The sequence below is a fragment of the Streptomyces sp. 11x1 genome (assembly GCF_032598905.1).
Taxonomy (GTDB): Bacteria; Actinomycetota; Actinomycetes; order Streptomycetales; family Streptomycetaceae; genus Streptomyces.
Genome location: NZ_CP122458.1, coordinates 6,575,872 through 6,599,082 on the forward strand (window position 1 = coordinate 6,575,872; position 23,211 = coordinate 6,599,082).

Annotated in this window: 24 protein-coding genes, 1 tRNA gene and 1 pseudogene; 18 read left to right on the forward strand and 8 right to left on the reverse strand. The window is 70.5% G+C overall.

What is annotated here, in order from left to right:
* Window positions 1-24: 24 nt before the first annotated feature.
* The 6 genes and pseudogenes from P8T65_RS28830 to P8T65_RS28855 all read left to right on the forward strand — a co-directional run bounded on the left by P8T65_RS28830 (window position 25) and on the right by P8T65_RS28855 (window position 4,291).
* Complete coding sequence (locus P8T65_RS28830) at window positions 25-447, forward strand: Mov34/MPN/PAD-1 family protein (protein WP_097264682.1); 423 nt, start codon at window positions 25-27, stop codon at window positions 445-447.
* A 147-nt stretch (window positions 448-594) separates the two neighbouring features.
* A pseudogene (locus P8T65_RS28835) lies at window positions 595-1,560 on the forward strand (LacI family DNA-binding transcriptional regulator).
* Window positions 1,561-1,670: 110 nt separating this feature from the next.
* A complete protein-coding gene (locus P8T65_RS28840; RefSeq protein WP_020115562.1) occupies window positions 1,671-1,766 on the forward strand; it encodes a putative leader peptide in 96 nt (31 codons plus the stop codon).
* A gap of 113 nt (window positions 1,767-1,879) precedes the next feature.
* Window positions 1,880-2,158 carry a MoaD/ThiS family protein gene (locus P8T65_RS28845; protein ID WP_184893503.1) on the forward strand — a complete coding sequence of 93 codons (279 nt, stop codon included), beginning with the start codon at window positions 1,880-1,882 and terminating at the stop codon, window positions 2,156-2,158.
* Window positions 2,159-2,164: 6 nt separating this feature from the next.
* Window positions 2,165-3,115: a cysteine synthase gene (locus tag P8T65_RS28850; RefSeq protein WP_316728104.1), complete on the forward strand. Its 951-nt coding sequence runs from the start codon at window positions 2,165-2,167 to the stop codon at window positions 3,113-3,115.
* Window positions 3,116-3,538: 423 nt separating this feature from the next.
* Window positions 3,539-4,291: an MBL fold metallo-hydrolase gene (locus P8T65_RS28855; RefSeq protein ID WP_316728105.1), complete on the forward strand. Its 753-nt coding sequence runs from the start codon at window positions 3,539-3,541 to the stop codon at window positions 4,289-4,291.
* 123 nt (window positions 4,292-4,414) lie between these two features.
* Here the strand turns inward: P8T65_RS28855 and P8T65_RS28860 are convergent, their stop codons facing one another.
* A complete protein-coding gene (locus P8T65_RS28860) occupies window positions 4,415-5,692 on the reverse strand; it encodes a PTS transporter subunit EIIC (RefSeq protein ID WP_316728106.1) in 1,278 nt (425 codons plus the stop codon).
* A gap of 258 nt (window positions 5,693-5,950) precedes the next feature.
* Here P8T65_RS28860 and P8T65_RS28865 point away from each other — a divergent pair, with 258 nt between their 5' ends.
* The 4 genes from P8T65_RS28865 (at window position 5,951) to rdgB (ending at window position 8,257) form a co-directional block, all read left to right on the forward strand.
* Window positions 5,951-6,184, forward strand: coding sequence for a glucose PTS transporter subunit EIIB (locus P8T65_RS28865; protein ID WP_045560653.1), 234 nt, complete (start codon window positions 5,951-5,953; stop codon window positions 6,182-6,184).
* Between the two features lie 51 nt (window positions 6,185-6,235).
* Window positions 6,236-6,973: a ribonuclease PH gene (gene rph, locus P8T65_RS28870; RefSeq protein ID WP_184893511.1), complete on the forward strand. Its 738-nt coding sequence runs from the start codon at window positions 6,236-6,238 to the stop codon at window positions 6,971-6,973.
* 180 nt (window positions 6,974-7,153) lie between these two features.
* Window positions 7,154-7,552 (forward strand): hypothetical protein, encoded by a 399-nt coding sequence (locus P8T65_RS28875; protein ID WP_316731771.1) that lies wholly within the window; start codon window positions 7,154-7,156, stop codon window positions 7,550-7,552.
* A gap of 102 nt (window positions 7,553-7,654) precedes the next feature.
* On the forward strand, window positions 7,655-8,257 hold the full coding sequence (gene rdgB, locus P8T65_RS28880) for an RdgB/HAM1 family non-canonical purine NTP pyrophosphatase (RefSeq protein WP_316728107.1): 603 nt from the start codon (window positions 7,655-7,657) through the stop codon (window positions 8,255-8,257).
* Between the two features lie 48 nt (window positions 8,258-8,305).
* On the opposite strand, the gene P8T65_RS28885 is transcribed toward rdgB, so the two are convergent.
* From P8T65_RS28885 to bcp, 3 genes are all read right to left on the reverse strand, one after another.
* Window positions 8,306-8,390, reverse strand: a tRNA-Leu gene (locus P8T65_RS28885).
* Between the two features lie 256 nt (window positions 8,391-8,646).
* Window positions 8,647-9,459 carry an HNH endonuclease gene (locus P8T65_RS28890; protein WP_316728108.1) on the reverse strand — a complete coding sequence of 271 codons (813 nt, stop codon included), beginning with the start codon at window positions 9,457-9,459 and terminating at the stop codon, window positions 8,647-8,649.
* Between the two features lie 144 nt (window positions 9,460-9,603).
* A complete protein-coding gene (gene bcp / locus P8T65_RS28895; RefSeq protein ID WP_316728109.1) occupies window positions 9,604-10,071 on the reverse strand; it encodes a thioredoxin-dependent thiol peroxidase in 468 nt (155 codons plus the stop codon).
* 105 nt (window positions 10,072-10,176) lie between these two features.
* On the opposite strand from bcp, the gene P8T65_RS28900 reads away from it, so the two are divergent.
* Together P8T65_RS28900 and P8T65_RS28905 are read left to right on the forward strand one after the other, a co-directional pair.
* A complete protein-coding gene (locus tag P8T65_RS28900) occupies window positions 10,177-10,506 on the forward strand; it encodes a DUF3618 domain-containing protein (protein WP_230211457.1) in 330 nt (109 codons plus the stop codon).
* A 22-nt stretch (window positions 10,507-10,528) separates the two neighbouring features.
* On the forward strand, window positions 10,529-10,873 hold the full coding sequence (locus P8T65_RS28905; RefSeq protein WP_005486682.1) for a co-chaperone GroES: 345 nt from the start codon (window positions 10,529-10,531) through the stop codon (window positions 10,871-10,873).
* 127 nt (window positions 10,874-11,000) lie between these two features.
* Here P8T65_RS28905 and P8T65_RS28910 read toward each other — a convergent pair whose 3' ends face one another.
* A complete protein-coding gene (locus tag P8T65_RS28910) occupies window positions 11,001-13,358 on the reverse strand; it encodes a transglycosylase domain-containing protein (protein WP_316731772.1) in 2,358 nt (785 codons plus the stop codon).
* 1,429 nt (window positions 13,359-14,787) lie between these two features.
* Here P8T65_RS28910 and P8T65_RS28915 point away from each other — a divergent pair.
* From P8T65_RS28915 to P8T65_RS28930, 4 genes are read left to right on the forward strand one after another with little or no spacing between them, the layout of a single operon-like run.
* A complete protein-coding gene (locus tag P8T65_RS28915; protein WP_316728110.1) occupies window positions 14,788-15,588 on the forward strand; it encodes an ABC-2 family transporter protein in 801 nt (266 codons plus the stop codon).
* The gene (locus P8T65_RS28920) at window positions 15,581-16,462 is read left to right on the forward strand and encodes an ABC transporter permease (RefSeq protein WP_316728112.1); all 882 of its coding nucleotides are present in this window, start codon (window positions 15,581-15,583) and stop codon (window positions 16,460-16,462) included. The genes P8T65_RS28915 and P8T65_RS28920 overlap by 8 nt, the downstream gene beginning before the upstream one ends.
* A gap of 2 nt (window positions 16,463-16,464) precedes the next feature.
* Window positions 16,465-17,520: an ATP-binding cassette domain-containing protein gene (locus P8T65_RS28925; RefSeq protein WP_399100606.1), complete on the forward strand. Its 1,056-nt coding sequence runs from the start codon at window positions 16,465-16,467 to the stop codon at window positions 17,518-17,520.
* 33 nt (window positions 17,521-17,553) lie between these two features.
* Complete coding sequence (locus P8T65_RS28930; RefSeq protein ID WP_316728113.1) at window positions 17,554-18,408, forward strand: DUF1707 domain-containing protein; 855 nt, start codon at window positions 17,554-17,556, stop codon at window positions 18,406-18,408.
* Window positions 18,409-18,512: 104 nt separating this feature from the next.
* Here the strand turns inward: P8T65_RS28930 and P8T65_RS28935 are convergent, their stop codons facing one another.
* A complete protein-coding gene (locus P8T65_RS28935; RefSeq protein ID WP_316728114.1) occupies window positions 18,513-19,838 on the reverse strand; it encodes an SGNH/GDSL hydrolase family protein in 1,326 nt (441 codons plus the stop codon).
* A 238-nt stretch (window positions 19,839-20,076) separates the two neighbouring features.
* On the opposite strand from P8T65_RS28935, the gene P8T65_RS28940 reads away from it, so the two are divergent.
* Window positions 20,077-21,414, forward strand: a complete 1,338-nt coding sequence (locus P8T65_RS28940) for a DUF445 domain-containing protein (RefSeq protein ID WP_230211461.1) — start codon at window positions 20,077-20,079, stop codon at window positions 21,412-21,414.
* A 135-nt stretch (window positions 21,415-21,549) separates the two neighbouring features.
* Entirely contained in the window at window positions 21,550-22,098 is a 549-nt protein-coding gene (locus P8T65_RS28945) for a hypothetical protein (RefSeq protein WP_316728115.1), read from the forward strand.
* Here P8T65_RS28945 and P8T65_RS28950 read toward each other — a convergent pair.
* Both P8T65_RS28950 and P8T65_RS28955 read right to left on the reverse strand, forming a co-directional pair.
* Complete coding sequence (locus P8T65_RS28950) at window positions 22,089-22,589, reverse strand: levansucrase (RefSeq protein WP_316728116.1); 501 nt, start codon at window positions 22,587-22,589, stop codon at window positions 22,089-22,091. The two genes, P8T65_RS28945 and P8T65_RS28950, sit on opposite strands and share 10 nt — an antisense overlap.
* Window positions 22,590-22,626: 37 nt before the next feature.
* Window positions 22,627-23,091, reverse strand: coding sequence for a hypothetical protein (locus P8T65_RS28955; RefSeq protein ID WP_399103241.1), 465 nt, complete (start codon window positions 23,089-23,091; stop codon window positions 22,627-22,629).
* Window positions 23,092-23,211 lie beyond the last annotated feature (120 nt).

Consider the following 23,211-nt stretch of genomic DNA (forward strand, 5'->3'; position numbering starts at 1 on the left):
GGCCCTCTGCTTATCCTGACGAACATGCTGACCATCACCCAGGCCCTCGTCGACCAGATCGTCGCCCACGCGCGCAAGGACCACCCCGACGAGGCGTGCGGCGTCGTCGCCGGACCGGCGGGCTCGGACCGCCCGGAGCGCTTCATCCCGATGCTGAACGCGGCCATGTCGCCCACGTTCTACGAGTTCGACTCCGGCGACCTGCTCAAGCTCTACCGCGAGATGGACGACCGCGACGAGGAGCCCGTGGTCATCTACCACTCCCACACCGCCACCGAGGCGTACCCCTCGCGCACCGACATCTCCTACGCGAACGAGCCCGGCGCCCACTACGTCCTCGTCTCCACCGCCGACACCGACGGCCTCGGCGACTTCCAGTTCCGCTCGTACCGCATCGTCGAGGGCGAGGTCACCGAGGAGGACGTGCGGATCGTCGAGGCGTACTGAACCGTCGACGCGTACCGGACCGTCGACGGACCACGTTCGCGGCTACGGTGGTCCTGCCCAGGCGTACGCGCGCGCACGCACCAACTGCCCGTGACGGACACGGTGTTGACACAACAGACGCGACGACTGCCCGGCCGGCGCCCCACCCTGGACGACGTGGCACGCGGCTCGGGTGTCTCGAAGTCCACCGTGTCACGGGTGATCAACGGCGAGGACAAGGTGCGCGCGGAGGTCGTCGAACGGGTCCGGGAGGTCATCGCCGAACTCGGCTACGTCCCGAACTCCGCCGCCCGTCAGCTGGTCACCCGCCGCAACAACGCCATCGCCGTCGTCGCCGGCCAGCCGCAGAACCGGCTCTTCATCGACCCCTTCTTCGACCTCCACCTCCGGGGCATCCGCAAGGAACTGGTGGCCCACGGCGCCCAGCCCGTCCTGCTCTTCCTGGAGGAGCCCGAGGAGTACCCCCGGGTCGGTGACTTCCTCGGCGGCGGCCACGTCGACGGCGCCCTGCTGTTCTCCCTGCGCGCCGACGACTCGCTGCCCGGCATGATCGACCGGCTCGGGCTGCCCGCCGTCTTCGGCGGCCGGCCGCTGGTCCGCGACGGCGAGCCCGCGCACGACCGCGTGTACGTCGACGCCGGCAACCGGGGCGGGTCCCGCGAGGCCGTCCGCCACCTGGTCGCCCAGGCCGGGAACGCGTCGCCACGATCACACGATCACCGGCCCCGTCGTCCGGGAGGCCTCGGCGCTCGACCGCCTGGACGGCTACCGGGACGTCCTGCCGGACGCCTCGCCCCTCCTGATCGAACACTCCGACCACACCCGGCAGGGCGGGGCCGACGCCATGACATCGCGCTCCAGGTGCTGCGCGAGCGGGGCCGCCGGGTGCCGGACGGCGTGGCCGTGGTCGGCTTCGACGACCTCGCGCCCATCGCGCACACCGATCCGCCGCTGACCACCGTCCACCAGGACATCGAGGGCATGGGCCGGCTGATGGCCCGGCTGCTGTTCAGCCACGGCGACGACGGCCCGACGGACGGCGGGGCGACGGCGCCCGGCCCCCGGTCGTCGGTGGTCACCCCGACGCGACTCGTCGTACGGCAGTCCGCCTGACGTGTGACTGAACAGCCACTGAGGTGCGTGGTCTCACTCCCCGGCCCGAAACCGTCCGGCATGTGGGATCACATTCCGGGACCCGGACCGGGAATCGATACGATGAGCGCATGGTTTTTGACGACGTGAGCGAGAAGACGCCGGGCGCACTGCTCGTGGCGCGGCTGCACGTCGACCTGTGCAGGCTTGCCAGCGCCATCTGTTGACGCCGACCCCTGCCGCCGTACGGCCGTGAGCCGCGGCGCCGACACCTGTGTGACCACGCACTCCGCGCTGCCGCGCGCCACCGACCCACCACTCCCGACAGGAGCCGCACACCATGGCCATCGAGGTCCGCATCCCCACCATCCTCCGCCAGTACACCGACGGTCAGAAGGCGGTGGAGGGAGCCGGTGACACCCTCGCCGACCTGTTCACCGACCTCGAGAGCCGTCACACGGGCATCCAGGCGCGCATCGTGGACGGCGGTGAACTGCGCCGCTTCGTCAACGTCTACCTCAACGACGAGGACGTCCGCTTCCTGGAGGGCATCAACACCAAGCTGTCCGACGGCGACAACGTGACGATCCTGCCGGCCGTGGCCGGCGGTATGGCCTGATCACCCATGCGCTACGACTCCCCGCTGGCCGCGGTGGGCAACACCCCTCTGGTGTGCCTGCCGCGGCTGTCGCCGTCCGCCGACGTCCGGATCTGGGCGAAGCTGGAGGACCGCAACCCGACGGGTTCGGTCAAGGACCGGCCCGCCCTGTACATGATCGAGCAGGCGGAGAAGGACGGGCGGCTGACCCCCGGCTGCACGATCCTGGAGCCCACCTCGGGCAACACGGGCATCTCCCTCGCCATGGCGGCCAAGCTCAAGGGCTACCGCATGGTCTGCGTCATGCCCGAGAACACCTCGCAGGAGCGGCGTGAGCTGCTCGCCATGTGGGGCGCCGAGATCATCCCGTCCCCGGCCGCCGGCGGCTCCAACACGGCCGTACGCGTCGCCAAGGAGCTCTCCGCCGAGCACCCCGACTGGGTGATGCTCTACCAGTACGGCAACCCCGACAACGCGGGCGCCCACTACGCGACGACGGGCCCGGAGATCCTGGCGGACCTCCCCTCCATCACCCATTTCGTCGCCGGTCTCGGTACGACGGGGACGCTCATGGGCGTGGGCCGTTTCCTGCGCGAGCACAAGCCGGATGTGCGGATCGTCGCTGCCGAGCCGCGCTACGACGACCTCGTCTACGGGCTGCGCAACCTCGACGAGGGGTTCGTGCCGGAGCTCTACGACGCGTCGGTCCTCACCACCCGCTTCTCCGTCGGCTCCGCCGACGCGGTGACCCGCACACGGGAGCTGCTGCAGCAGGAGGGCATCTTCGCGGGCGTCTCCACGGGGGCCGCGCTGCACGCCGCGATCGGAGTCGGCAACAAGGCGGTCAAGTCCGGCGAGCCGGCCGACATCGTCTTCGTGGTCGCCGACGGCGGCTGGAAGTACCTGTCGACGGGCGTCTACACCGCCGCGACGACGGAAGAGGCCATCGAGACACTGCAGGGCCAGCTCTGGGCGTGAGGGCGCGTTCCGGGGCGGGGCCTGGGGTGCGTCGGGTGGGGCTTCTCGCGCAGTTCCCCGCGCCCCTGAAAAGCCGGGGCTGCGCCCCTGGCTTCTCAGGCCCGCAGGGCCTGATCTTTTAGGGGCGCGGGGAACTGCGCGAGCAACCCCCACGCACCCGCACCCGACAACGCGCCCCCTTCCGCCCCCCGGAACGGCCCCACCACCAGCCGAACCGGTGACAGCACAGGTGAGTTCGCCCACAACGGCCCCTGGCGGAGGAGCGACCCACCCTTTTGCGCCTTACGCTCAACGGACCGCACCACTCGTGTTGCACCCATGTCCGTCCTTCGCAACCCCGCCACCCGCAATACGCAACCCGTCTGCACGTCACGACTGACACGACTGTCACGACTTCACGCCAGCGCGGAGGTTCCAGCTCTCATGAAGCTCACCGTCGTCGGCTGCTCGGGGTCGTTCCCTTCCGCGGAATCGGCCTGTTCGAGCTACCTCGTAGAGGCCGACGGCTTCCGGCTGCTCCTCGACATGGGCAACGGTGCCCTGGGCGAGCTGCAGCGCCACTGCGGTCTCTACGACCTCGACGCGATCTTCCTCAGCCATCTGCACGCCGACCACTGCATCGACATGTGCGCGTATTTCGTCGCACGGTACTACCGCCACGACGGCGGCCGCTGCGACCCCATCCCGGTCTACGGACCCGAAGGCACCGAGCAGCGCCTGACCACGGCCTACGCAGACACCCCGTCCGCCTCCTCCATGAGCGAGGTCTTCGACTTCCACACGGTCAAGCCGAGCACGTTCGAGGTCGGCCCGTTCACCGTCCACACGGAACGGGTCGCCCACCCCGTCGAGGCGTACGGCATCCGCATCGAACACGGCGGCCGGGTCCTGACGTACTCCGGGGACACCGGCGTCACCGACACCCTGGACGAACTGGCGCGCGACGCAGACCTGTTCCTGTGCGAGGCCGCCTTCACGCACGGCAAGGAGAACATCCCGGACCTCCATCTCAACGGCCGCGAGGCCGGTGAGACGGCCGCCCGGGCGGGCGCCCGCCGTCTCGTCCTCACCCACGTCCCGCCGTGGACGGACCCCCAGGTCAACCTCGTCGATGCCCGCGCGGTGTACGACGGCCCGGTGGAGCTGGCGGTGCCCAGGGTGTCGTACGAGATCTGAGGACGCCGCAGGCGATACGCGGTATCCGAGCACGACGTACGCGAGGAGCCGAGCACGACGTACGCGAAAGGCCCCCGGAGCGGACTCCGGGGGCCTTCCTCGTGCTCGGGGGAGCCGTGGCGGCTACTTCGCCTCCGCCTTCTGGAGCTCGGCGAGCTCCTCGTCCGTCTCCCGGCCGGGGGTCGGCAGGTTGAAGCGGACGATCGCGAGCCGGAAGATCACGTAGTACAGGGCGCCGAAGCACAGGCCCACCAGGAGCAGGGCCCAGGGCTTGGTGGCGATGCCCAGGTTGAGGCCGAAGTCGATCACGCCGGCCGAGAAGCCGAAGCCGTCCTTCATGCCGAGCGCCCAGGTCAGGGCCATGGAGACACCGGTGAGCACGGCGTGGATGGCGTACAGGACCGGGGCGATGAACATGAACGTGAACTCGATCGGCTCGGTGACACCGGTGACGAACGAGGTCAGCGCCATGGAGAACATCATGCCGCCGACCACCGCACGGCGCTCCGGGCGGGCGGCGTGGTAGATCGCGAGACAGACGGCCGGCAGGCCGAACATCATGATCGGGAAGAAGCCGGTCATGAACTGTCCGGCGGTCGGGTCACCGGCCAGGAAGCGCGCGATGTCACCGCTCTTGCCCTCGTACGAACCGGCCTGGAACCACGGGAACGAGTTCAGCAGGTGGTGCATGCCGACCGGGATCAGCGCACGGTTGGCCACACCGAAGACGCCCGCGCCGACCGCGCCGGAGCCGACCAGCCACTCGCCGAAGTGGTGCAGACCCGCGCCGAGGACCGGCCAGATGTAACCGAAGACGATGCCGATGAGCAGGCCCGCCAGGGCGGCCAGGATCGGCACCAGGCGGCGGCCGCCGAAGAAGCCGGCCCAGTCGGGCAGCTTGGTGCGGTAGAAGCGCTGGTAGAGCAGGGCGACGACCAGGCCCATCACGACACCGCCGAGGACACCGGCGTTGACCGACGCGTCCACCATCACGACCTTGCCGTCGACGACCGTGGCCTTCTGGGGGAGGTTGGAGTCGGTGAAGGTGCCCAGCACCTTCTGGAAGACGAGGTAACCGACGACCGCGGCGAGGGCGGTCGAGCCGTCCGACTTCTTCGCGAAGCCGATCGCGATGCCGACCGCGAACAGCAGCGGCATGTTGTCGAGGATGGCACCGCCGCCGGCCGCCATGAAGCTCGCGAACTTGGTGATGAACCCGGGGAACGAGTCACTGCCCAGCATGTCCGTGGTACCGAGCCGGACGAGCAGGGCTGCGGCCGGCAGGACGGCGACCGGCAGCATCAGGCTGCGGCCGATACGCTGCATGACAGCCATCGTGCGGGAGCCCCAGCTGGGGCCCTTGTTGTCTGCGGCCGCGGGAGCGGCGCTGGCCGTGGTCACAACTTCCTCCATGAGAGCAGGGCGCCGCCCGGGGACGGGAGAGTGGGGGAGGGGCAGCACGGAGAGGTCTACACCATTCAGTGGTGTAGACCTGTTGTAGCACGGTGGGGGGTGGCCAAGGAACCCGCGATTCCCGCTTTATGCCTTCGTGATGTCGCCGGGACTTCGCCCCTTGTTTCCGGGCCCGCTTGGCGGGCATGCCCCGCGTGGTGTAGACCAGTCGCGAACGATTCGCAACGGTCATCAGGGAGAGACGCCATGGCCACCAAGGCTGAGAAGATCGTCGCCGGGCTCGGCGGCCTCGACAACATCGACGAGGTCGAGGGCTGCATCACCCGCCTGCGCACCGAGGTCCATGACGCCTCCCTCGTCGACGAGGCCGCCCTCAAGGCCGCCGGCGCGCACGGCGTCGTCAAGATGGGCACCGCCATCCAGGTCGTCATCGGTACCGACGCCGACCCCATCGCCGCGGAGATCGAGGACATGATGTAGGCCCCGAACGCGATGAGGGGGTGTCGCACGACACCCCCTAAGCTCAGCGGCATGTCTCGAATCGACGGCCGCACGCCCGAACAGCTCCGCCCGGTCACCATCGAACGCGGGTGGAGCAAGCACGCCGAGGGCTCCGTCCTCATCTCCTTCGGCGACACGAAGGTCTTCTGCACTGCCTCTGTCACCGAAGGCGTCCCCCGCTGGCGCAAGGGCAGCGGCGAGGGCTGGGTGACCGCCGAGTACTCCATGCTCCCCCGCGCCACCAACACCCGCGGCGACCGGGAGTCCGTACGCGGCAGGATCGGCGGCCGCACCCACGAGATCTCCCGCCTCATCGGACGCTCCCTGCGCGCCGTCATCGACTACAAGGCGCTCGGCGAGAACACCATCGTCCTCGACTGCGACGTCCTCCAGGCCGACGGCGGCACCCGCACGGCGGCCATCACCGGCGCGTACGTCGCGCTGGCCGACGCCGTGTCCTGGGCCCAGGGCAAGAAACTGATCAAGGCCAACCGCCAGCCCCTCACCGGCACCGTCTCGGCCGTCTCCGTCGGTATCGTCGGCGGCGTCCCCCTCCTCGACCTCCGCTACGAGGAGGACGTGAAGGCCGACACGGACATGAACGTCGTCTGCACCGGCGACGGCCGCTTCGTCGAGGTCCAGGGGACCGCCGAGGCCGAGCCGTTCGCCCGTGAGGAGCTCAACTCCCTGCTGGATCTTGCCGTTTCCGGCTGTGACGAACTGGCTGCCCTCCAGCGCAAGGCGCTTGATACGGTCCTCGAAAGGTAAAGAAGGGTAAAGGGCGCCCCAAGGGTGACGGCCGCCGGTGGCAACCACCGCGGCCCCGCCCGCGTCCCTGCACATACGGGTGCACGGCACACCACCGTGCACCCGGCCACACCGCAGTAGCCGTTCATGCACCACACAGGGGGCCGTCAGGCCTGCACCCAGTTCCAGGAGGACCGTTCCATGGCCGCGAGTCGCCGACGTCGTACGACCACCATCGCCGGAGCCGTAGCCGCCGTCGCCCTGACGGTCGGGCTCACCACCGGCTGCGACGCCGTGAACAAGGCCCTGGACTGCGTCCAGACCGCCGACGCCATCGCCCAGAGCGTGAACGACCTCCAGCAGGCCGTCCAGAACGCGGCGGACGACCCCACGCAGCTGGAGGAGTCCCTCGCCTCCATCGACAAGAACCTCGACGAGATCGGCGACAAGACCGACAACGCCGACGTCAACAAGGCCGTCGACTCCCTGCAGAAGGCCGTCACCGACACCCAGACCGCCGTGGAGAACGGGGACACCACCCCCGACATCAGCGGCATCACCGACGCGGCGGGCGAACTGACGAAGGTCTGCACGTCGTAACCCCGCGGAACCCGGCGGAGCCGGACTCGGCGGAGGCGGAACTCGGCTGGACCCGGTGAAACTCGGCGGAGCCGGGCGGCGGGGATCGCGATACTGGTGGGCATGACCCGCCTGATCCTCGCCACCCGCAACGCCGGCAAGCTCACCGAACTCAAGGCCATCCTCGCCGACGCCGGTCTGACCCACGACCTCGTCGGCGCCGACGCCTACCCGGACGTCCCCGACGTCAAGGAGACCGGCGTCACCTTCGCCGAGAACGCCCTGCTGAAGGCCCACGCCCTCGCACAGGCCACCGGCCTCCCCGCCATCGCCGACGACTCCGGCCTCTGCGTCGACGTCCTCGGCGGCGCCCCCGGCATCTTCTCCGCCCGCTGGGCCGGCCGCCACGGCGACGACAAGGCCAACCTGGAACTGCTCCTCGCCCAGCTCGGCGACATCGCCGACGAACACCGCGGCGCCCACTTCACCTGCGCGGCGGCCCTGGCCCTGCCGGACGGCACGGAGCGAGTGGTCGAGGGCCGGCTCAGGGGCGTCCTGCTGCACTCCCCGATCGGCACGAACGGCTTCGGCTACGACCCGATCCTCCGGCCGGAGGCCGACACAAGGAGCTGCGCCCAGCTGACGGCGGAGGAGAAGAACGCGATCAGCCACCGGGGGCAGGCGTTCCGGGGGTTGGTGCCGGTGCTGCGGGAGCTGCTGGGCTGAGCCGCAAGAGAGGGACCGCCAGATTGTGCGGTCCCTCTTCTGCGTGCGTGCGGCCGGTGGGACTCGAACCCACACGGGTGTGAACCCACTGGGACCTAAACCCAGCATGACTGCCAAATTCCATCACGGCCGCTCAAAAACGGTCATCAGGCTCGACCGGCGGCACTCAGTGTACGGGGCTGTCGGCTACCCGGCGAGGGGGACTCGGCCTTTCTGACGGCACCACGTTTCTGTCACGGCATGGCAGTTGGGACACAGGTATCGCAGGTTCTCCCGGCGATTGTCCCGCCAGTTCCCGTTGACGTGGTCGATCTGCAAGGTGATGGAGCGCCCCCGCCACTCCCCGGTGTTGCCGCACTCCACACATGCGTAGGGCACCCCGATCTCAGTCAGGGCCTGGTGGAGGCGGCTCCTGTTTTCCGTCCGGCTTGCTCCGGCAGGACCACCAGCACTCGATGCCCGCTGGGTGCAGGCGCCGGGCGCTCGGGCCGCCCCCAGGACCGGCGCTTGGAGTGGCTGGTGTTGAGATTCAGGCGGGAGGCGGCGCGTCGTACGCGTCGGTGGTTGGTGTCGTTGATCTCCATGCCAAGACCGCGCATGACGTCGGCGTAACTGGTGGCGGTCCGTACCAGGATCGTCAACTCGTCCTCGGGAATCGCCGTCCGCCGGTGAGAGAAGTGGCTGATGTCGATGTCTTGGGCCGCCAGCATGCGACTCAGCGTCGCCCGGGAGCGGCTGTCATCGGGAACGCCCAGGGTCCGTGCCACGCCCCGAACGCTCGTGGCTGCGACTGCGGCCGCCCTGAGCTCCTCCGAGGTGAAGGGCAGGTCCGATTCGGGGCGATCGATGCCGGGGAAATGACCGATGTCGATGCCAGCCGCGTGAATGCGGCGCCGGATGTGGGAGAGAGTCCCTGTGGCCGGAGCGGCACCCAGCTTCAGGGCCACTTCCCGCAGCGAGGACGATGAGGCGGCTGCTTCCGCGATGACCGCGTCGGGGTACTTGCGCCATGGGCTGCGCTTCGCGAAATGGCCCGTGCCAAGTCCGTGGCGCGTTACGTGCTCCTGCAGCACCCGCCGTTGGCCGCCACTCGGCTTGAGGCCGAGCCGCCGCAGCAGATCAGCCCAGTTACGGGCCGTGGCAACCTCCGGCGCGAGCCGTTCCCTGCTGTATGCATCCGATCGTTTCGATGTGCTCGGCACTTCCCTGCACCCCTCCGTTCCGGCCGCCCGTTCGTGGCTCGTACGGAGTAACGAGCCGTAAATCGGACAGTCACGCCCGGAATGCGGAACGGCCCGTACCGGGGAAGCGGTACGGGCCGTTCTCGGGTGGAGAGGGGGGCGGGGTCAGATGCCCAGGTCCTTGATGAGTTTGGCCACGTGGCCCGTCGCGCGGACGTTGTAGAGGGCGTGGGCCACCTTGCCCTCCTCGTCGACGATGATCGTGGAGCGGATGACGCCCAGGTACGTCTTGCCGTAGTTCTTCTTCTCGCCGAAGGCCGCGTACGCGTCCAGCACCGTCTTGTCCGGGTCGCCGAGAAGGGTGACCTTCAGGGACTCCTTCTCGCGGAACTTGGCGAGTTTCTCGGGCTTGTCGGGGGAGATGCCGATCACGTCGTACCCGGCGTCCGCGAGGAGCTCCAGGTTGTCGGTGAAGTCACAGGCCTGCTTGGTGCAGCCCGGGGTCAGGGCGGCCGGGTAGAAGTAGACGATGACCTTGCGGCCCTTGTGGTCGGACAGGGACACCTCGTTGCCGTCGGCGTCCGGGAGGGTGAAGGCGGGGGCCACGTCCCCGGGCTGGAGTCGCTCGCTCATCGGTCCAGCGTAATGGCGGGCCCTGGCGGTCCCGTGCCGGGTGGAGCTGACAGACTGTGCGGAACCAAGGGATTTCAGGGACAACCGACTACGGGAGGCCGCGCGGTGGCGGAGAGCTCGGACATCAGGACCCCGGCCGAGATCGAGGCGGACATCAAGCGCCGCCGTGAGAACCTCGCCGAGACGCTCGACGAGATCGGCGTCCGGGTACATCCCAGGACCATCGTGGGCGACGCCAAGGCCAAGGTCGCCTCCAACATCGACCACACCCTCGGCGCGGCGTACGTCTCGGTCAACCGTGTGGTCAGTGACGTCAGGGGCCAGTTCGTCGACGAGGACGGCGCGCCCCGGGTCGAGCGCATCGTGCCCGTCGCCCTCGTGGTCGTCGCGGTGGTGGGGCTCCTCGCCCTCGGCACTCGGCGTCGTCGGGTCTGACGGGGACAGGTAGGTTCGGGGTGTGAGCGAGAAGACCCAGCACGACGACAAGTTGCCCATTCGGATGCTGCACGACCGTGTGCTCGTGCGGCAGGACACCGCCGAGGGCGAGCGGCGTTCCGGCGGCGGCATCCTGATCCCCGCGACGGCGGCCGTCGGCCGGCGTCTCGCCTGGGCCGAGGTCGTCGCGGTAGGCCAGAACGTCCGGACCGTCGAGCCCGGCGACCGGGTGCTCTACGACCCCGAGGACCGTGCCGAGGTGGAGGTGCGGGGCGTGGCGTACGTCCTGATGCGGGAGCGCGATCTGCACGCCGTGGCCGCGGACCGGTTCGAGGGGTCGGAGGACTCCACGGGCCTGTATCTCTGAGATGCGTCTCTGAGATGTATCCATGACTCCGAGATGTATCTCTGCGATGCGTCTCTGATTCGCAGGCTGTGACAGGCGGTGGGGGCTGGTGAGCATGGTCACCAGCCCCCACCGCCTTCTGCTTGGGCTACCCGAACGGTCCTACGGAGGTGTCGCCTCCCGAGTTCGCTCCGCCGTCTCCCGTTCCTCCGTCGGCTGTGGCTCCGCCGGTGGAGGAGGCTCCTCCGTCGGCTGTCCCTCCGCCGGCGGAGGTCGCTCCGCCGTCGGTCGAGGTGCCGCCGGTGGAGGCCGTTCCGCCGTCCGTCGTCGCCCCGCCCGTGGAACTCGTGCCGCCGTCGGTCGTGGGTGTGCCGCCGCCGGTGGTGGTGCCGTTGTCGGTGCTGTCGTCCGTCGGGCCGCCGGTCTCGTCGTCGCCCGTGGGGCCGCCGGTCTCCTCGTCCCCGGTGGCGCTGGGCTCCTCGGCCGGGGTGCTGGGCGGGGTGATCACGACGTCCGCGCCGACCTGGAGGTCGAGGTCGAACTCCTTGACCTTCTTGCCCTTCAGGGCGGCCTTGGTGAACTGCGCCCAGATCTGGGTGGGCGCCCCACCGCCGTTGATGCGGGGCAGGCCCATCGCGCCGTAGAGCGGCTTGTGGATGCCCGTCTTGGGGTCCTGGCCCATCACGGAGACGACGGTGGCGAGGTCGGGGGTGTAGCCCGCGAACCAGGCCGCCTTGTCCTCCTCGGCGGTGCCCGTCTTGCCGGCGACCGGGTGACCGGAGGCCTGCGCGGCGGTGGCGGTGCCGTTCTGGACGACGCTCCGCAGGACGGAGGTGGTGGTGTCGGCGGCCTTGCGGCTGACGGCCTGGGTGGACTCCGTGCTCGGGAGCTTGATCACCTCGCCGTCCTTGCTGATCTTCTCGATCATCGTGTACGTGCCGTGCTTGCCGTGGTTGGCGAGCGTGGCGTACGCCTGCGTCATGTCGAGGACGCTCGCGGTGGCGGTGCCCAGGGCGATGGACGGGTACGGGTTCATGTCCGGCGTGTTCTTGGGCAGCCCGAGGTCGATCGCGGTCTTCTCGATCTTCTCGGGGCCGACGTCCACGGCCATCTGCGCGTACACCGAGTTCACGGAACTCTCGGTGGCCTGGCGGACGGAGATGTTGCCGTAGTTGACGTAGTCCTCGTTCTCGGGGGCGTACGCCGGGCCGGGCCAGCCCGTCACGGGGCGCTTGTTGGTGCCGTCGTAGACGGTGTTCGGGGTGATCGCCTGGCCGCTCTGGGTGTTGGAGGCGTTCTCCACGGCGGCGGTGAACACGAACGGCTTGAAGGTGGAGCCGACCTGGAAGTCGCGGCGGGTCGCGTTGTTGACGTACTGCTTGGTGTAGTCGATGCCGCCGTACATCGCGATGACCTTGCCGGTCTTCGGGTCGATGGAGACCCCGCCGGCGCGTACGTAGTTGTCGACCTTGCGGTTCTTCTTGTCGAGCTTGTCCATCAGCTGGTCGTCGACGGCCTTGATGAAGGCGTTCTGCATCTTGGGCTGGATGGTGGTGGTGATGCGGTAGCCACCGCCGTTCTCCAGCGCCTCCTCGTCGATGATCTTGTGGTCGTAGAGGTACGACTTGATGGCCTCGACGAGGTAGCCGCGCTGGCCGGAGAAGGCGCTGGGCGTGATGGCCTGCTTCGGCATCGGGAACTTGGCGCCGGTCCGCTCGGACTGCTTGAGCCAGCCCTCCTTCACCATGCCGTCGAGGACGTAGTTCCAGCGGGCGACCGCCGCACCCTTGTTCTCCGGGTGGGCGACGACGTCGTACATGCTCGGCGCGTTGACGAGCGCGGCGAGGTACGCGCCCTGCTCGGCGGTGAGCTCGTCGGCGTCGACGCCGTAGTAGGCCTGGGCGGCGGCCTGGATGCCGTAGGCGTTGCGGCCGAAGAAACTGGTGTTGAGGTAGCCCTCCAGGATCTCGTCCTTGGTGACCTCGCGGTCCAGCTTGATCGCGATGAAGAACTCCTTCACCTTGCGGGTGACGGTCTGGTCCTGGGCCAGGTAGTAGTTCTTCACGTACTGCTGGGTGATGGTGGAGCCGGACTGCTTGCCCTTGCCGGTCGCGGTGTTCCAGCCGGCGCGGACCATCGCCTTGAGGTCGATGGCCGGCTCGGAGTAGAAGTCGCGGTCCTCGGCGGCCAGTACGGCGTGCTGGGCGGCCTTGGAGACCTTCGACAGCGGGACGTTCTCGCGGTTGACCTCGCCGTCGCGGGCGATCTGGGTGCCGTCCGCGTAGAGGTAGACGTTGCTCTGCTTGGTCGCGGCGTCCTGTGGCTTGGGGATGTGGACCATGTTGTAGCCCAGCACGAAGGCGCCGACGATCAGCATGATGCCGACCACGAAGGCGCCGAGCACCATGCGCCAGGTGGGGATCAGGCGCCTGAAGCCGGTGCGCTTGGGTCGCTTGGGCTTCTTGCCCTTGCCGCCGCCCGCGGGGGCCGGGGTGATGTCGGGCACGGCGGCGGGTGCGGCGGCGGTCGCGGTGGCGGCAGCGGTGGCGACCGTGGGGCCGGTCCCGGGGGCCGCCTTCTCGGCGGAGACGACGCCGAGCGCCTGCGTGGGCGTGTCGGCGCCGGGCCGGGCGGAGGCGGGGGTCGACTTCCGGGCGGCCGGGGTGATCCCCAGGGTGGTGGTGGGGGTGTCGTCAGCGTGCCCGCCCGGCGCCGCACCGGGGGTACGAGGGGTCTGGGCGCCGGTGGACTTGGTGGCGGAGGTCGCGGTGGTGTCGCCGTCGCGAGGGCCGGCCGGTGTGCCGCCGTCGGCCACGCCTGCGGACCCTGCGGACTCGGCGAGCCCGGCGGCCTTGGCGGCGCGGGCCGCGCGGGCGGCCCTCGCGGCCCGGGCGTCCGGCACCCCGGCCGCCTTGCCGTCGCGCCCGGCGTCACGGCCGCCTGCGGAGTCGCCACCGCGCACGCCACCGGTCTGGCCGTCGCGGGCACCGGTGGGCTGACCGTCCCGGGTTCCGGCGGACTGACCGTCCCGAGCGCCTGCGGGCCGGCCGCCGCGACCGCCGGTCTGCCGGCCGTCGCGCGCGCCGGTGGACCCGCCGTCGGAGGGTGACGCCGACTCGGTCTGCGGCGCCTGCCCGGCCGCTGCACCGGTCTGCCCGCCGGATGCCGAGGCGGGAGGGGCGGAGCCGGGCTTGCCGCCGGGCCTCCCGCCGGCACCGGAGGCACCGGAAGAGGCACCGGAAGCACCGGCTGCTTTGCCTGAGCGTGCGCCGGAACCGGAAGTCGGGTCGGGCTGTCCGCCGGGTGCCGCGCCGGGCCTCCCGCCGCCGGAAGTGCCGGAAGTGCCAGGGCCGCCGGACGCGCCCGAAGCCGTGCCGGAGCGTGGGCCTGAAGGCGGGGTGGGGTTGCCCTCGGAGGGGGCTCCGGGGCGGGCGCCGGAGGTCGCCGGAGGTCGGCCGTTCGGCTGTCCGTCGGACGCGGCTCCCTTGCCGGAGGCCGGGCCGGCGTCGCCGGTGGGCGTCTTCCTGGCGGCGTCGGCGTCGGCACCGGGTCCCTGAGGTGTGCCCGGAGTGCGTGGCTCCGGGTCTCTCGGTGCCCAGCCCGGGCCGGTCCGCTTCGGCTGCGGCTCGTCGCTCATCGTGCTGCCGTGCTCCTGTTTCCGCGTCGTACGTTCATTTCCGTACGGACTCGTACGCTTTGCGCCCACTCCGGGCCGGTTCTGCGCCCCTGAGTGAAGACTCTCGTACCGTGCGATCCGTTCCCGGATCCCGGCACGTGCCCCGCACGCCTCATGAGCGCCACCGTCCGCCCCGCTGTCCGCCCCGGAAACGCGTGGCAGGCCCCTCCGGCCGCGGACTAGGCTTCTTCGCTTCGGCCCGAATCGGTCCAGGCCTCGGCCTTTCGCCTAACTCTTCGCAGCGGATGGGGGTTTCCTCGTGGGCACAGGGCGGTTGTACGCCGCCGTCGCCGCCGGTGGTTTCAGGCGGTACGCGACATATCGGGTGGCCACCGCCGCGGGGGTGTTCACCAACACCGTCTTCGGCTTCATCCTCGCATACACCTACCTGGCCCTCTGGCAGGAGAAGCCCGACCTCGGCGGCTACGACCAAGCACAGGCCCTCACCTATGTATGGGTCGGCCAGGCGATGTTCGCGGTCATGGTGCTGGGAAGCGTCGGCTTCGAGGAGGAGTTGATCGAGCGGATCCGGACGGGTGACATCGCGGTCGACCTGTACCGGCCCGTCGACCTCCAGCTGTGGTGGCTCGCCGCCGACATGGGCCGCGCCCTGTTCCAGCTGCTGGGACGCGGTCTCGTGCCCATGCTGTGCGGCGCGCTCTTCTTCGACCTGGCCCTGCCCTCCGGCCCGCTGCCGTGGCTGGCCTGTCTCGTCGCGGTCGCCCTCGGCGCTCTCGTCAGCTTCGCGATCCGTTACATCGTCGCGCTGTGGGCCTTCTGGCTCCTCGACGGCGCCGGAGCGATGCAGATCACCTGGCTCACCGGAGTCTTCTTCTCCGGGATGCTCCTCCCGCTGAACGTCTTCCCCGGCGCGCTCGGCGACCTCGCCCGCGTCCTGCCCTGGTCCGCGCTGCTCCAGGCCCCGGCGGACGTCCTGCTCGGCGAGGCCGACCCGCTGGGGACGTACGCCTTCCAGCTCGCCTGGGCGGCGGCCCTGCTCGCGGTCGGACGGCTGATCCAGTCGGCGGCGACCCGGAAGGTGGTGGTCCAGGGTGGCTGACGTGGACGAGCGCCCCGTCACGGGCGCCGAGCGGGAGGACCCGTTCGCCGAGTACGGCACGTACAGCCGTGTCCGCGACGGGCTGCGCGCCTACCGCATGATCGCCGCCATGTGGATCCGCTCCACGATGGCCTACCGCGCGTCCTTCGCGATGACGACGTTCGGGAACTTCGCGGCGACCTCCTTCGACTTCGTCGCGATCCTGCTGATGTTCTCGCAGGTCGACGAGTTGGGCGGATTCACCCTGCCCGAGATCGCCCTGCTCTACGGCACCTCCGCCGTCGCCTTCGGCCTCGCGGATCTGATGATCGGCTCGATGGACCGGCTCGGGCGCCGGGTCCGCGACGGCACGCTGGACACCCTCCTCGTACGCCCCGTGCCGGTGCTCGCCCAGGTCGCCGCCGACAAGTTCGCGCTGCGCCGCCTCGGCCGGATCACCCAGGGGCTGTTCGTCCTCGGCTACGCCCTCGTCACCCTCGACATCGCGTGGACCCCGGCCAAGGTGCTGATGATCCCGCTGATGGTGGGCAGCGGCGGGCTGATCTTCGGCGCGGTGTTCGTCGCGGGTGCGGCCTTCCAGTTCGTCGCGCAGGACGCCTCCGAGGTGCAGAACGCCTTCACGTACGGCGGCGTGACCCTCCTTCAGTACCCGCCGGCGCTCTTCGCCAAGGATCTGGTGCGCGGGGTGACCTTCGTCCTGCCGCTCGCCTTCGTCAACTGGGTGCCCGGACTGTACGTCCTGGGCCGCCCCTACCCCCTCGACCTGCCGGCCTGGCTGGCCTTCGCGCCCCCGCTGGTCGGGGTGGCCTGCTGCGCCCTGGCGGGGGTCGCCTGGCGGGCGGGGCTGCGTTCGTATCGAAGTACAGGGAGCTGAGCGTGACAGACAGCGCGTTTGCGACAGACGGCGCGTTCGTGGCCGACGGCGCGTTCATCGAACTCGACCGTGTCGAGAAGGTCTTCGACGTCCGCAGGAAGACCGGGTTCCTGCGCCGGGAGCGGCGTGAGGTGCGGGCGGTCGACTCGATCTCGTTCAGGGTGGCGCGCGGCGAGATGGTCGGCTACATCGGGCCGAACGGTGCCGGGAAGTCCACCACCATCAAGATGCTGACGGGGATCCTGACGCCGAGCGGGGGGCGGCTGCGGGTCGCCGGGATCGACCCGTCCCGGGAACGGACGCGGCTGGCCCGGCGGATCGGGGTGGTGTTCGGCCAGCGGACGACCCTGTGGTGGGACCTCCCCCTCATCGACTCGTACGCGCTGATGCACCGCATGTACCGCATCCCGGACGCCCGTTACCGCGAGAACCTCGACCGGTGCGTCGAACTTCTCGAACTGGGCGAGCTGCTGGACGTGCCCGTACGGCAGCTCTCGCTCGGGCAGCGGATGCGCGGGGACATCGCGGCGGCCCTGCTGCACGACCCGGAGGTGCTGTACCTGGACGAGCCGACGATCGGGCTCGACGTCATCAGCAAGGCCAAGGTCCGCGAGTTCCTCAAGGACCTCAACACCGAGCGGGGCACGACCGTGCTGCTCACCACGCACGACCTCCAGGACATCGAGCAGCTGTGCCGCCGGGTGATGGTCATCGACCATGGGCGTCTGATGTACGACGGCCCGCTGACCGGGCTGCACGAGGTGGGCGAGAGCGAGCGGACGCTCGTCGTGGACCTGGAGCGGGAGCTGCCGCCGATCGAGGCCGCGCCCGCCCGGGTCGTCCGGGTGGAGGGGCCCCGGCAGTGGCTGGCGTTCCCCGCGTCGGAGTCGGCGGCCCCGCTGGTGGCCCGGATCGCGTCCGCGTATCCGCTGGTGGACCTCTCCGTGCGGGAGCCTGACATCGAGGCCGTGATCGCCCAGATGTACGCGCAGCAGGCGGAGCGGGTGGGGAAGGGGACGGAGGGAGGGGTGGGGGAGCCCGGGGCGGCTGTGTCGTAGCCCCCGTACGGGGTTCCTCGTAGGCTGATTCGTATGACGGACGACCTGCCGGATCTTCCGGCCGCCGCGGACCTTCGCGCCTCCGACGCCGATCGTGAACGAGTCTCCGAGCAGCTGCGGGACGCCCTCGCGGAGGGGCGGCTCGACATGGAGGAGTTCGAGGAGCGGCTGGACGCGACGTACAAGGCGCGGACCTACGGCGAGTTGGCGCCGATCACCCGGGATCTGCCCGGCGCGGGGGCGGTGGCCCCGCCGGCCGCCGTGCCGCAGCCGCCCGTGTCCCTGGTCAAGGGGTCCGCGGCGGAAGCGAGTTGGCCGGAGCGGATCGTCGGGGGCGACGGGTCGTCCACCTGGGGTGTGGCGATCATGTCCGGGTTCGAGCGCAAGGGGCGGTGGACCGTGCCCGCGCGGTTCGACTGCTTCGCGTTCTGGGGCGGCGGGGAACTGGACCTGCGGGACGCGTACTTCGCGGAGCGTGAGGTCGTCATCAACTGCGTGGCGATCATGGGCGGGATCAATGTGATCGTGCCGCCCGGCGTCGAGGTCGTGGTCCGGGGCATCGGCATCATGGGCGGGTTCGACCACAGTGAGGAGGGGGTGCCCGGGGAGCCGGGCGCTCCGCGGGTCGTTCTCACCGGGTTCGCGTTCTGGGGCGGGGTCGGGGTGGAACGCAAGGTGCCGAAGGCCGAGCGCCAGCGGTTGAAGGAGGCGCGCCGGCAGGAGCGGTTGGAACGCCGTGCAGCGCGGCGCGAGTTGCACGTGTCGCATCGCGATCACGCGCATGAGATGCGTGACGCGCATCGCGAGGCGATGGAGCAGGTGCGGGACGCCCTGCGGGACCGTCGGGACGCGGAGCGGGAGCGGCGGCGGCGGGGGAGAGGGGACTGAGCCGTCTGCCGGGTGCGGCCGCGTCGTGGTTGCTCGCGCAGTTCCCCGCGCCCCTGACGGGCCGCGCCCCTGACGGGCCGCGCCCCCCCGTGTCGCAGTGACCGTCACAGCTTCGCCGGTGCCGATCCCTTCAGTTGCTCCAGGTCGAAGACCTCCGCCATGCGCTCGTAGCCCTTGTCGCTGGGGTGCAGGTGGTCGCCCGAGTCGTAGTCGGGGCGCAGGCTGCGGGGGTCGTACGGGTCGCGCAGGGCCTTGTCGAAGTCCACGTAGGCGTCGTACACGTCGCCGGAGCGGATGATGGCGTTGACGGCCTGGCGGACGGACTCGCGCTGGTCGGAGTAGCCGCGGTGGCCGTGGAAGGGCATGAGGGTGGCGCCGACGACGCGCAGGCCCCGCGCGTGCGCCTGCTCGACGAGTCGGCGGAGGCCGTCGGTGATGGCCACGGGGTCGGCCCGGCCGGGGTTCTTCAGGATGTCGTTGACACCGAGGTCGATGACGACGGCCTTGACACCCGTACGGCCGAGCACGTCGCGCTGGAAGCGGGAGAGGCCGCTGGGGTTCTCGGCGGGCCGTCCGTTGCCGTCGGTCAGGACGCGGTTGCCGCTGATGCCCTCGTTGACGACGCTGTAGCGGGGCGCGTCGGAGGAGCCGGCGGCCTCCCGGATCCGTCCGGAGAGGACGTCCGTCCAGCGTCGGTTCTCGTTGACGGTGGAGCTGACCCCGTCGGTGAGCGAGTCGCCGAGGACCACGACCGTGCCCTCGGACTCGTTGCTCAGCACGTCCAGGGCGGTGACGTACCGCCAGTGCAGTGTCTGTGTGGTGTACGGCTCACCGGTGGCGTCCGCGACCTGGTCGCCCTCGGCGGTGTAGGAGATCTGCCGCGCGTGCGCGTGGTAGGTCGCCGGGCCGGAGGGGGTCGGGGAGTAGGTGGTGATCAGTACGTCGCTGTCGTGCGGGATCGGCACCCGTACGGCGTCGCTCACCACTTGCCGGCCGGCCGCGATGACGACCGTCGGGTTGCCGGCGAAGGTGAGGCGGCGCATGGTCTCGGCCGCCGCGGCCGGGGTGTCGCTCGAAGCGGCGACGGCGAGCGAGGCGTGAGTGATGGTCAACGGCTGCTGGCCGTAGAGATTGGACAGGGTGACGCGGGCACTCGTACCGGCGGCGGTCGTGTGCACCACGTTGCGCACCGAGCGGCCGGCGAGTCCGTCCCGCTCGGTGCCCGGCTCGGACCCGCTCGGCGACGCGGCCCAGGCGCCGACCCAGACGCCGGTGGAGGCGGGGGCGGCGCTGTTGCGGGGCGTGCGGGCGAAGGTCTCCTGCCGCGGGGTGCCGTCGTCGATGCCGACGCCGACGTATATCGCGGCCGAGACGGCCACGATCAGGGCGGCCATGGCCGCCAGAAGTGCATAACCGTGCTGCTTGGTCATGCGGTGTGTGACTCCTCGGGCTGTGGAGCCCCGAGGCTCCGATGTGATCACCCCATGATGCGTCATGGGATGGGGGTTGCTTGCGAGAACCCCCATCGGTTCCCCCGCCCGGACAGACGCGGGGAACTCCTGTTCCGTTCCGGGAGTCGGTCATGGAGTAGTCCACATCACGTCACCGAGCGGTGAAGAGACGGGAAACGGGACAATGTGTACGGGGGACAGGGAACGGGTGGAGTGAATGGACCGTACGAAAGCGGAAGAAGCGCAGCCCGGGGCGGCGGCGGGCGCCGGGCCGCGCGCCTCGCACCGCACCATGACCACCTTCAGCGCCGCCGACGAGGAGAAGCAGCGCGGCGTCCGGCAGATGAAGCTCATCGCGGCCGGACTGCTGCTCTTCGTGGCGCTGGTCTACGTGCTGGCCAAGTGGGCCGCGCACGAGGGCGCGGGCGCCTGGGCCGGCTATGTCGCGGCGGCGGCCGAGGCGGGCATGGTGGGCGCGCTGGCCGACTGGTTCGCCGTGACCGCGCTGTTCCGGCATCCACTCGGGCTGCCCATCCCGCACACCGCGATCATCCCCACCAAGAAGGACCAACTGGGCGTCTCGCTGGGTGAGTTCGTCGGCGAGAACTTTCTCTCCCAGGACGTCGTACGACAGCGGCTGCGGGCCGTCGGCATCGGCAGCCGGCTCGGTGCGTGGCTCGCCGAGCCGCAGAACGCCGACCGGGTGACGGCCGAACTGGCGACCGCGCTGCGGGGCGCGCTGACCGTGCTGCGCGACTCGGACGTGCAGGCCGTGGTGGGGGAGGCGATCACCCGGCGGGCGAACGCGCAGGAGATCGCGCCCGGTATCGGCAAGATGCTGGAGAAGGTCGTCACCGACGGCGGCCACCGGCGGGTCGTCGACCTGATCTGCACCCGCGCCCACGACTGGCTGGTCCTGCACGACACGCAGGTCATGAACGCCGTCGAGGGCGGCGCCCCGGGCTGGACCCCCCGGTTCGTGGACCGCAAGGTCGGCGAGCGCGTCTACAAGGAACTGCTCCGCTTCGCCACCGAGATGCGCGACTCGCCCACCCACCCGGCGCGCGGCGCCCTGGACCGCTTCCTCACCGACTTCGCCACCGACCTGCAGTCCGACACGGAGACCCGGGCGCGGGTGGAGCGGCTGAAGGGCGAGGTGCTGGGCCGGAGCGAGGTCCAGGACCTGATCGCCTCCGCGTGGACGGCCGTACGGGCGATGATCGTGTCCGCCGCCGAGGACGAGCGCAGCGAGTTGCGGCTGCGGGTGCGCGCGTCCCTGCTGTCGCTGGGGACGCGGATGGCCACCGAGCCGAGCGCGCAGGCCAAGGTGGACAAGTGGGTCGAGGGCGCGGCCGTGCACGTCGTCACCACCTATCGCGCCGAGATCACCTCCCTCATCACCGAGACCGTCGCGAGCTGGGACGCCGAGCACACCACGAAGAAGATCGAGGCCAACATCGGCCGTGACCTGCAGTTCATCCGGATCAACGGCACGGTGGTGGGTTCGCTGGCCGGGCTGCTGATCTACACGGTGTCGCGGGCGCTGGGGGCGTAACCGCTGTTCGGTCGCGCAGTTCCCCGCGCCCCTTTGGGCGCGGCTCCGGTCGGCGTCTTCTGGGTATGGGGGAGTAGGGCGGTCTGAGTATCCGTACTCTGTCGGGTCGGCTCCCGGGCCGGAAACCTCGTACGCATGACCGAGAAGCTGCTCCGCCCCCTGCGCACGCGCCCCTGGCCGGAACGCTGGCTGACCCGCCTGCTCGGCGCCGCGCTCGCCGCGGCCGCGTACCGCCTGTGCCTGCCCTGGGATCTTCGCGACCGCCCCGAGCTGGAGGGCTCCCTCACGGAGACGACGCCCGTGACCGTCACGGGCGTCGTCGTCCTCGCCCTCGTCCTGCTGCTCCTCGCGGCCTACTTCGGCCACCGGGACGCCCTGGCCTGGCCCCTGCTCCTGGTCGCCGTCCCGCCGTCCGCCCTGATGTACGTGTCCTTCCACGCGCCCCCCGAGCCTCCGGACGCGGACGTATGGCCGCTGTCCTGGGCCTTCTTCACGCTGGTGCTCGGCGCGTGGGTGCTGGTCGCGTCCTCGGTGGCACGCCGGTTCCGGACGGATCCGGTGGACGAGCGGTGGCTGATCCACAGCCGGTCCCAGGGCGGTAGCCGGTCCCAGGACGGTTCGGTCACCGCCCGGTTCGCCGAGCAGCCGCCGCCGGGCCGCCGTGCGGGCGCCCGTCAGCCGTAGAAGTACTGCCGGGCCTTCTGCTCGAAGAACGACGAGTAGGCGAGGCCGATGGCCGGGGTGCCGCGGTACGAGCCCACGTACTGCTGGGTGCTGTCGACAACCACGGGGCGGGCCATGCACGCCCACTTGTTGCGCTGCTGGGCCTCCGCCCAGCGGACGGCCGCCGGGTCCACCCGGTCGCTGACCAGCACCGGGAACGCGCCGATGCCGTTCTGGATCCCGGCCGGCAGACCGCCCTTGGTCTTCTTCGCGTACGTCAGCACCTGGTCGGTGAAGGTCTCGATGGTCGGGATGGTTATCTCCTGGACGGCCGCCGCGACCGTGAACAGGTGCAGCTTCGTCCCCATCCACCTCCACCGGAAGTCGGCCCGGCGCCCGACGAGCACGGGCACCCCGGCCCACTCCTCCCACCAGGTACGGCACTCGTCGGCGGCGAGACGGGCGGCCACGGAGGCGAGGTAGGTCTGGGAGGGCGTCTGCTGAGGATGCATGGCGGGATCATGCACCCGCCAGAGCCGTGCTGGGAAGTCAGGCGCCCGTGGTCGAACCGGGCCGCACGATCATCAGGATCGTGACCGTGGCCCACAGCAGGTCGAACACGCCGGTGAACATGGCGAGTCGGACGGTGGCCCCGGCACCGGCACCGGCCCCGGCACCGGCACCGGCACCGGCACCGGCACCGGTGCCGGTGCCGACGGCGGTGCCGCCGAGTCCCTCCAGGATCTCCTCCTGCCGGGGCAGCACCAGCGCCAGCAGAACCATCGCCGCGAGGGCGGTCAGCAGCATCGACACGATCAGCCAGGCGTCCTTCAGCACCCCCATGCTCAGCGCCGTGGCGAACCCGAGCACGGGCACCGCGATGCCCAAGGGTGGTGGGAACGAGCCCGTACGCGTACCGGAGGGCGTTCCGGGGGGAGGGGAGTGGGCCGCGGGGGAGCTAAAGGGGGCGCAGCCCTCCAAGGCCGCGGCACTCGGGGCCGTGCCCCTCCCCAGCTGTGCCGTGTTAGGGGCCGTGCCCCGTCAGGGGCGCGGGGAACTGCGCGAGCAACCACGGACGACCCGCGGCCCCCGACCGGCCGGACCCCCTACCCCTTCCGGGGACGACTACCCTTC

Bases quoted from the DNA above. Each gene is read 5' to 3' on its own strand.
- P8T65_RS28840 (WP_020115562.1), top strand. From the start codon at position 1,671: ATGGTTTTTGACGACGTGAGCGAGAAGACGCCGGGCGCACTGCTCGTG.
- P8T65_RS28865 (WP_045560653.1), top strand. From the start codon at position 5,951: ATGGCCACCAAGGCTGAGAAGATCGTCGCCGGGCTCGGCGGCCTCGAC.
- P8T65_RS28845 (WP_184893503.1), top strand. From the start codon at position 1,880: ATGGCCATCGAGGTCCGCATCCCCACCATCCTCCGCCAGTACACCGAC.
- P8T65_RS28850 (WP_316728104.1), top strand. From the start codon at position 2,165: ATGCGCTACGACTCCCCGCTGGCCGCGGTGGGCAACACCCCTCTGGTG.
- P8T65_RS28930 (WP_316728113.1), top strand. From the start codon at position 17,554: ATGACGGACGACCTGCCGGATCTTCCGGCCGCCGCGGACCTTCGCGCC.
- P8T65_RS28875 (WP_316731771.1), top strand. From the start codon at position 7,154: ATGGCCGCGAGTCGCCGACGTCGTACGACCACCATCGCCGGAGCCGTA.
- P8T65_RS28945 (WP_316728115.1), top strand. From the start codon at position 21,550: ATGACCGAGAAGCTGCTCCGCCCCCTGCGCACGCGCCCCTGGCCGGAA.
- P8T65_RS28940 (WP_230211461.1), top strand. From the start codon at position 20,077: ATGGACCGTACGAAAGCGGAAGAAGCGCAGCCCGGGGCGGCGGCGGGC.
- P8T65_RS28935 (WP_316728114.1), bottom strand. From the start codon at position 19,838: ATGACCAAGCAGCACGGTTATGCACTTCTGGCGGCCATGGCCGCCCTG.
- P8T65_RS28830 (WP_097264682.1), top strand. From the start codon at position 25: ATGCTGACCATCACCCAGGCCCTCGTCGACCAGATCGTCGCCCACGCG.
- P8T65_RS28855 (WP_316728105.1), top strand. From the start codon at position 3,539: ATGAAGCTCACCGTCGTCGGCTGCTCGGGGTCGTTCCCTTCCGCGGAA.
- bcp (WP_316728109.1), bottom strand. From the start codon at position 10,071: ATGAGCGAGCGACTCCAGCCCGGGGACGTGGCCCCCGCCTTCACCCTC.
- rdgB (WP_316728107.1), top strand. From the start codon at position 7,655: ATGACCCGCCTGATCCTCGCCACCCGCAACGCCGGCAAGCTCACCGAA.
- rph (WP_184893511.1), top strand. From the start codon at position 6,236: ATGTCTCGAATCGACGGCCGCACGCCCGAACAGCTCCGCCCGGTCACC.
- P8T65_RS28950 (WP_316728116.1), bottom strand. From the start codon at position 22,589: ATGCATCCTCAGCAGACGCCCTCCCAGACCTACCTCGCCTCCGTGGCC.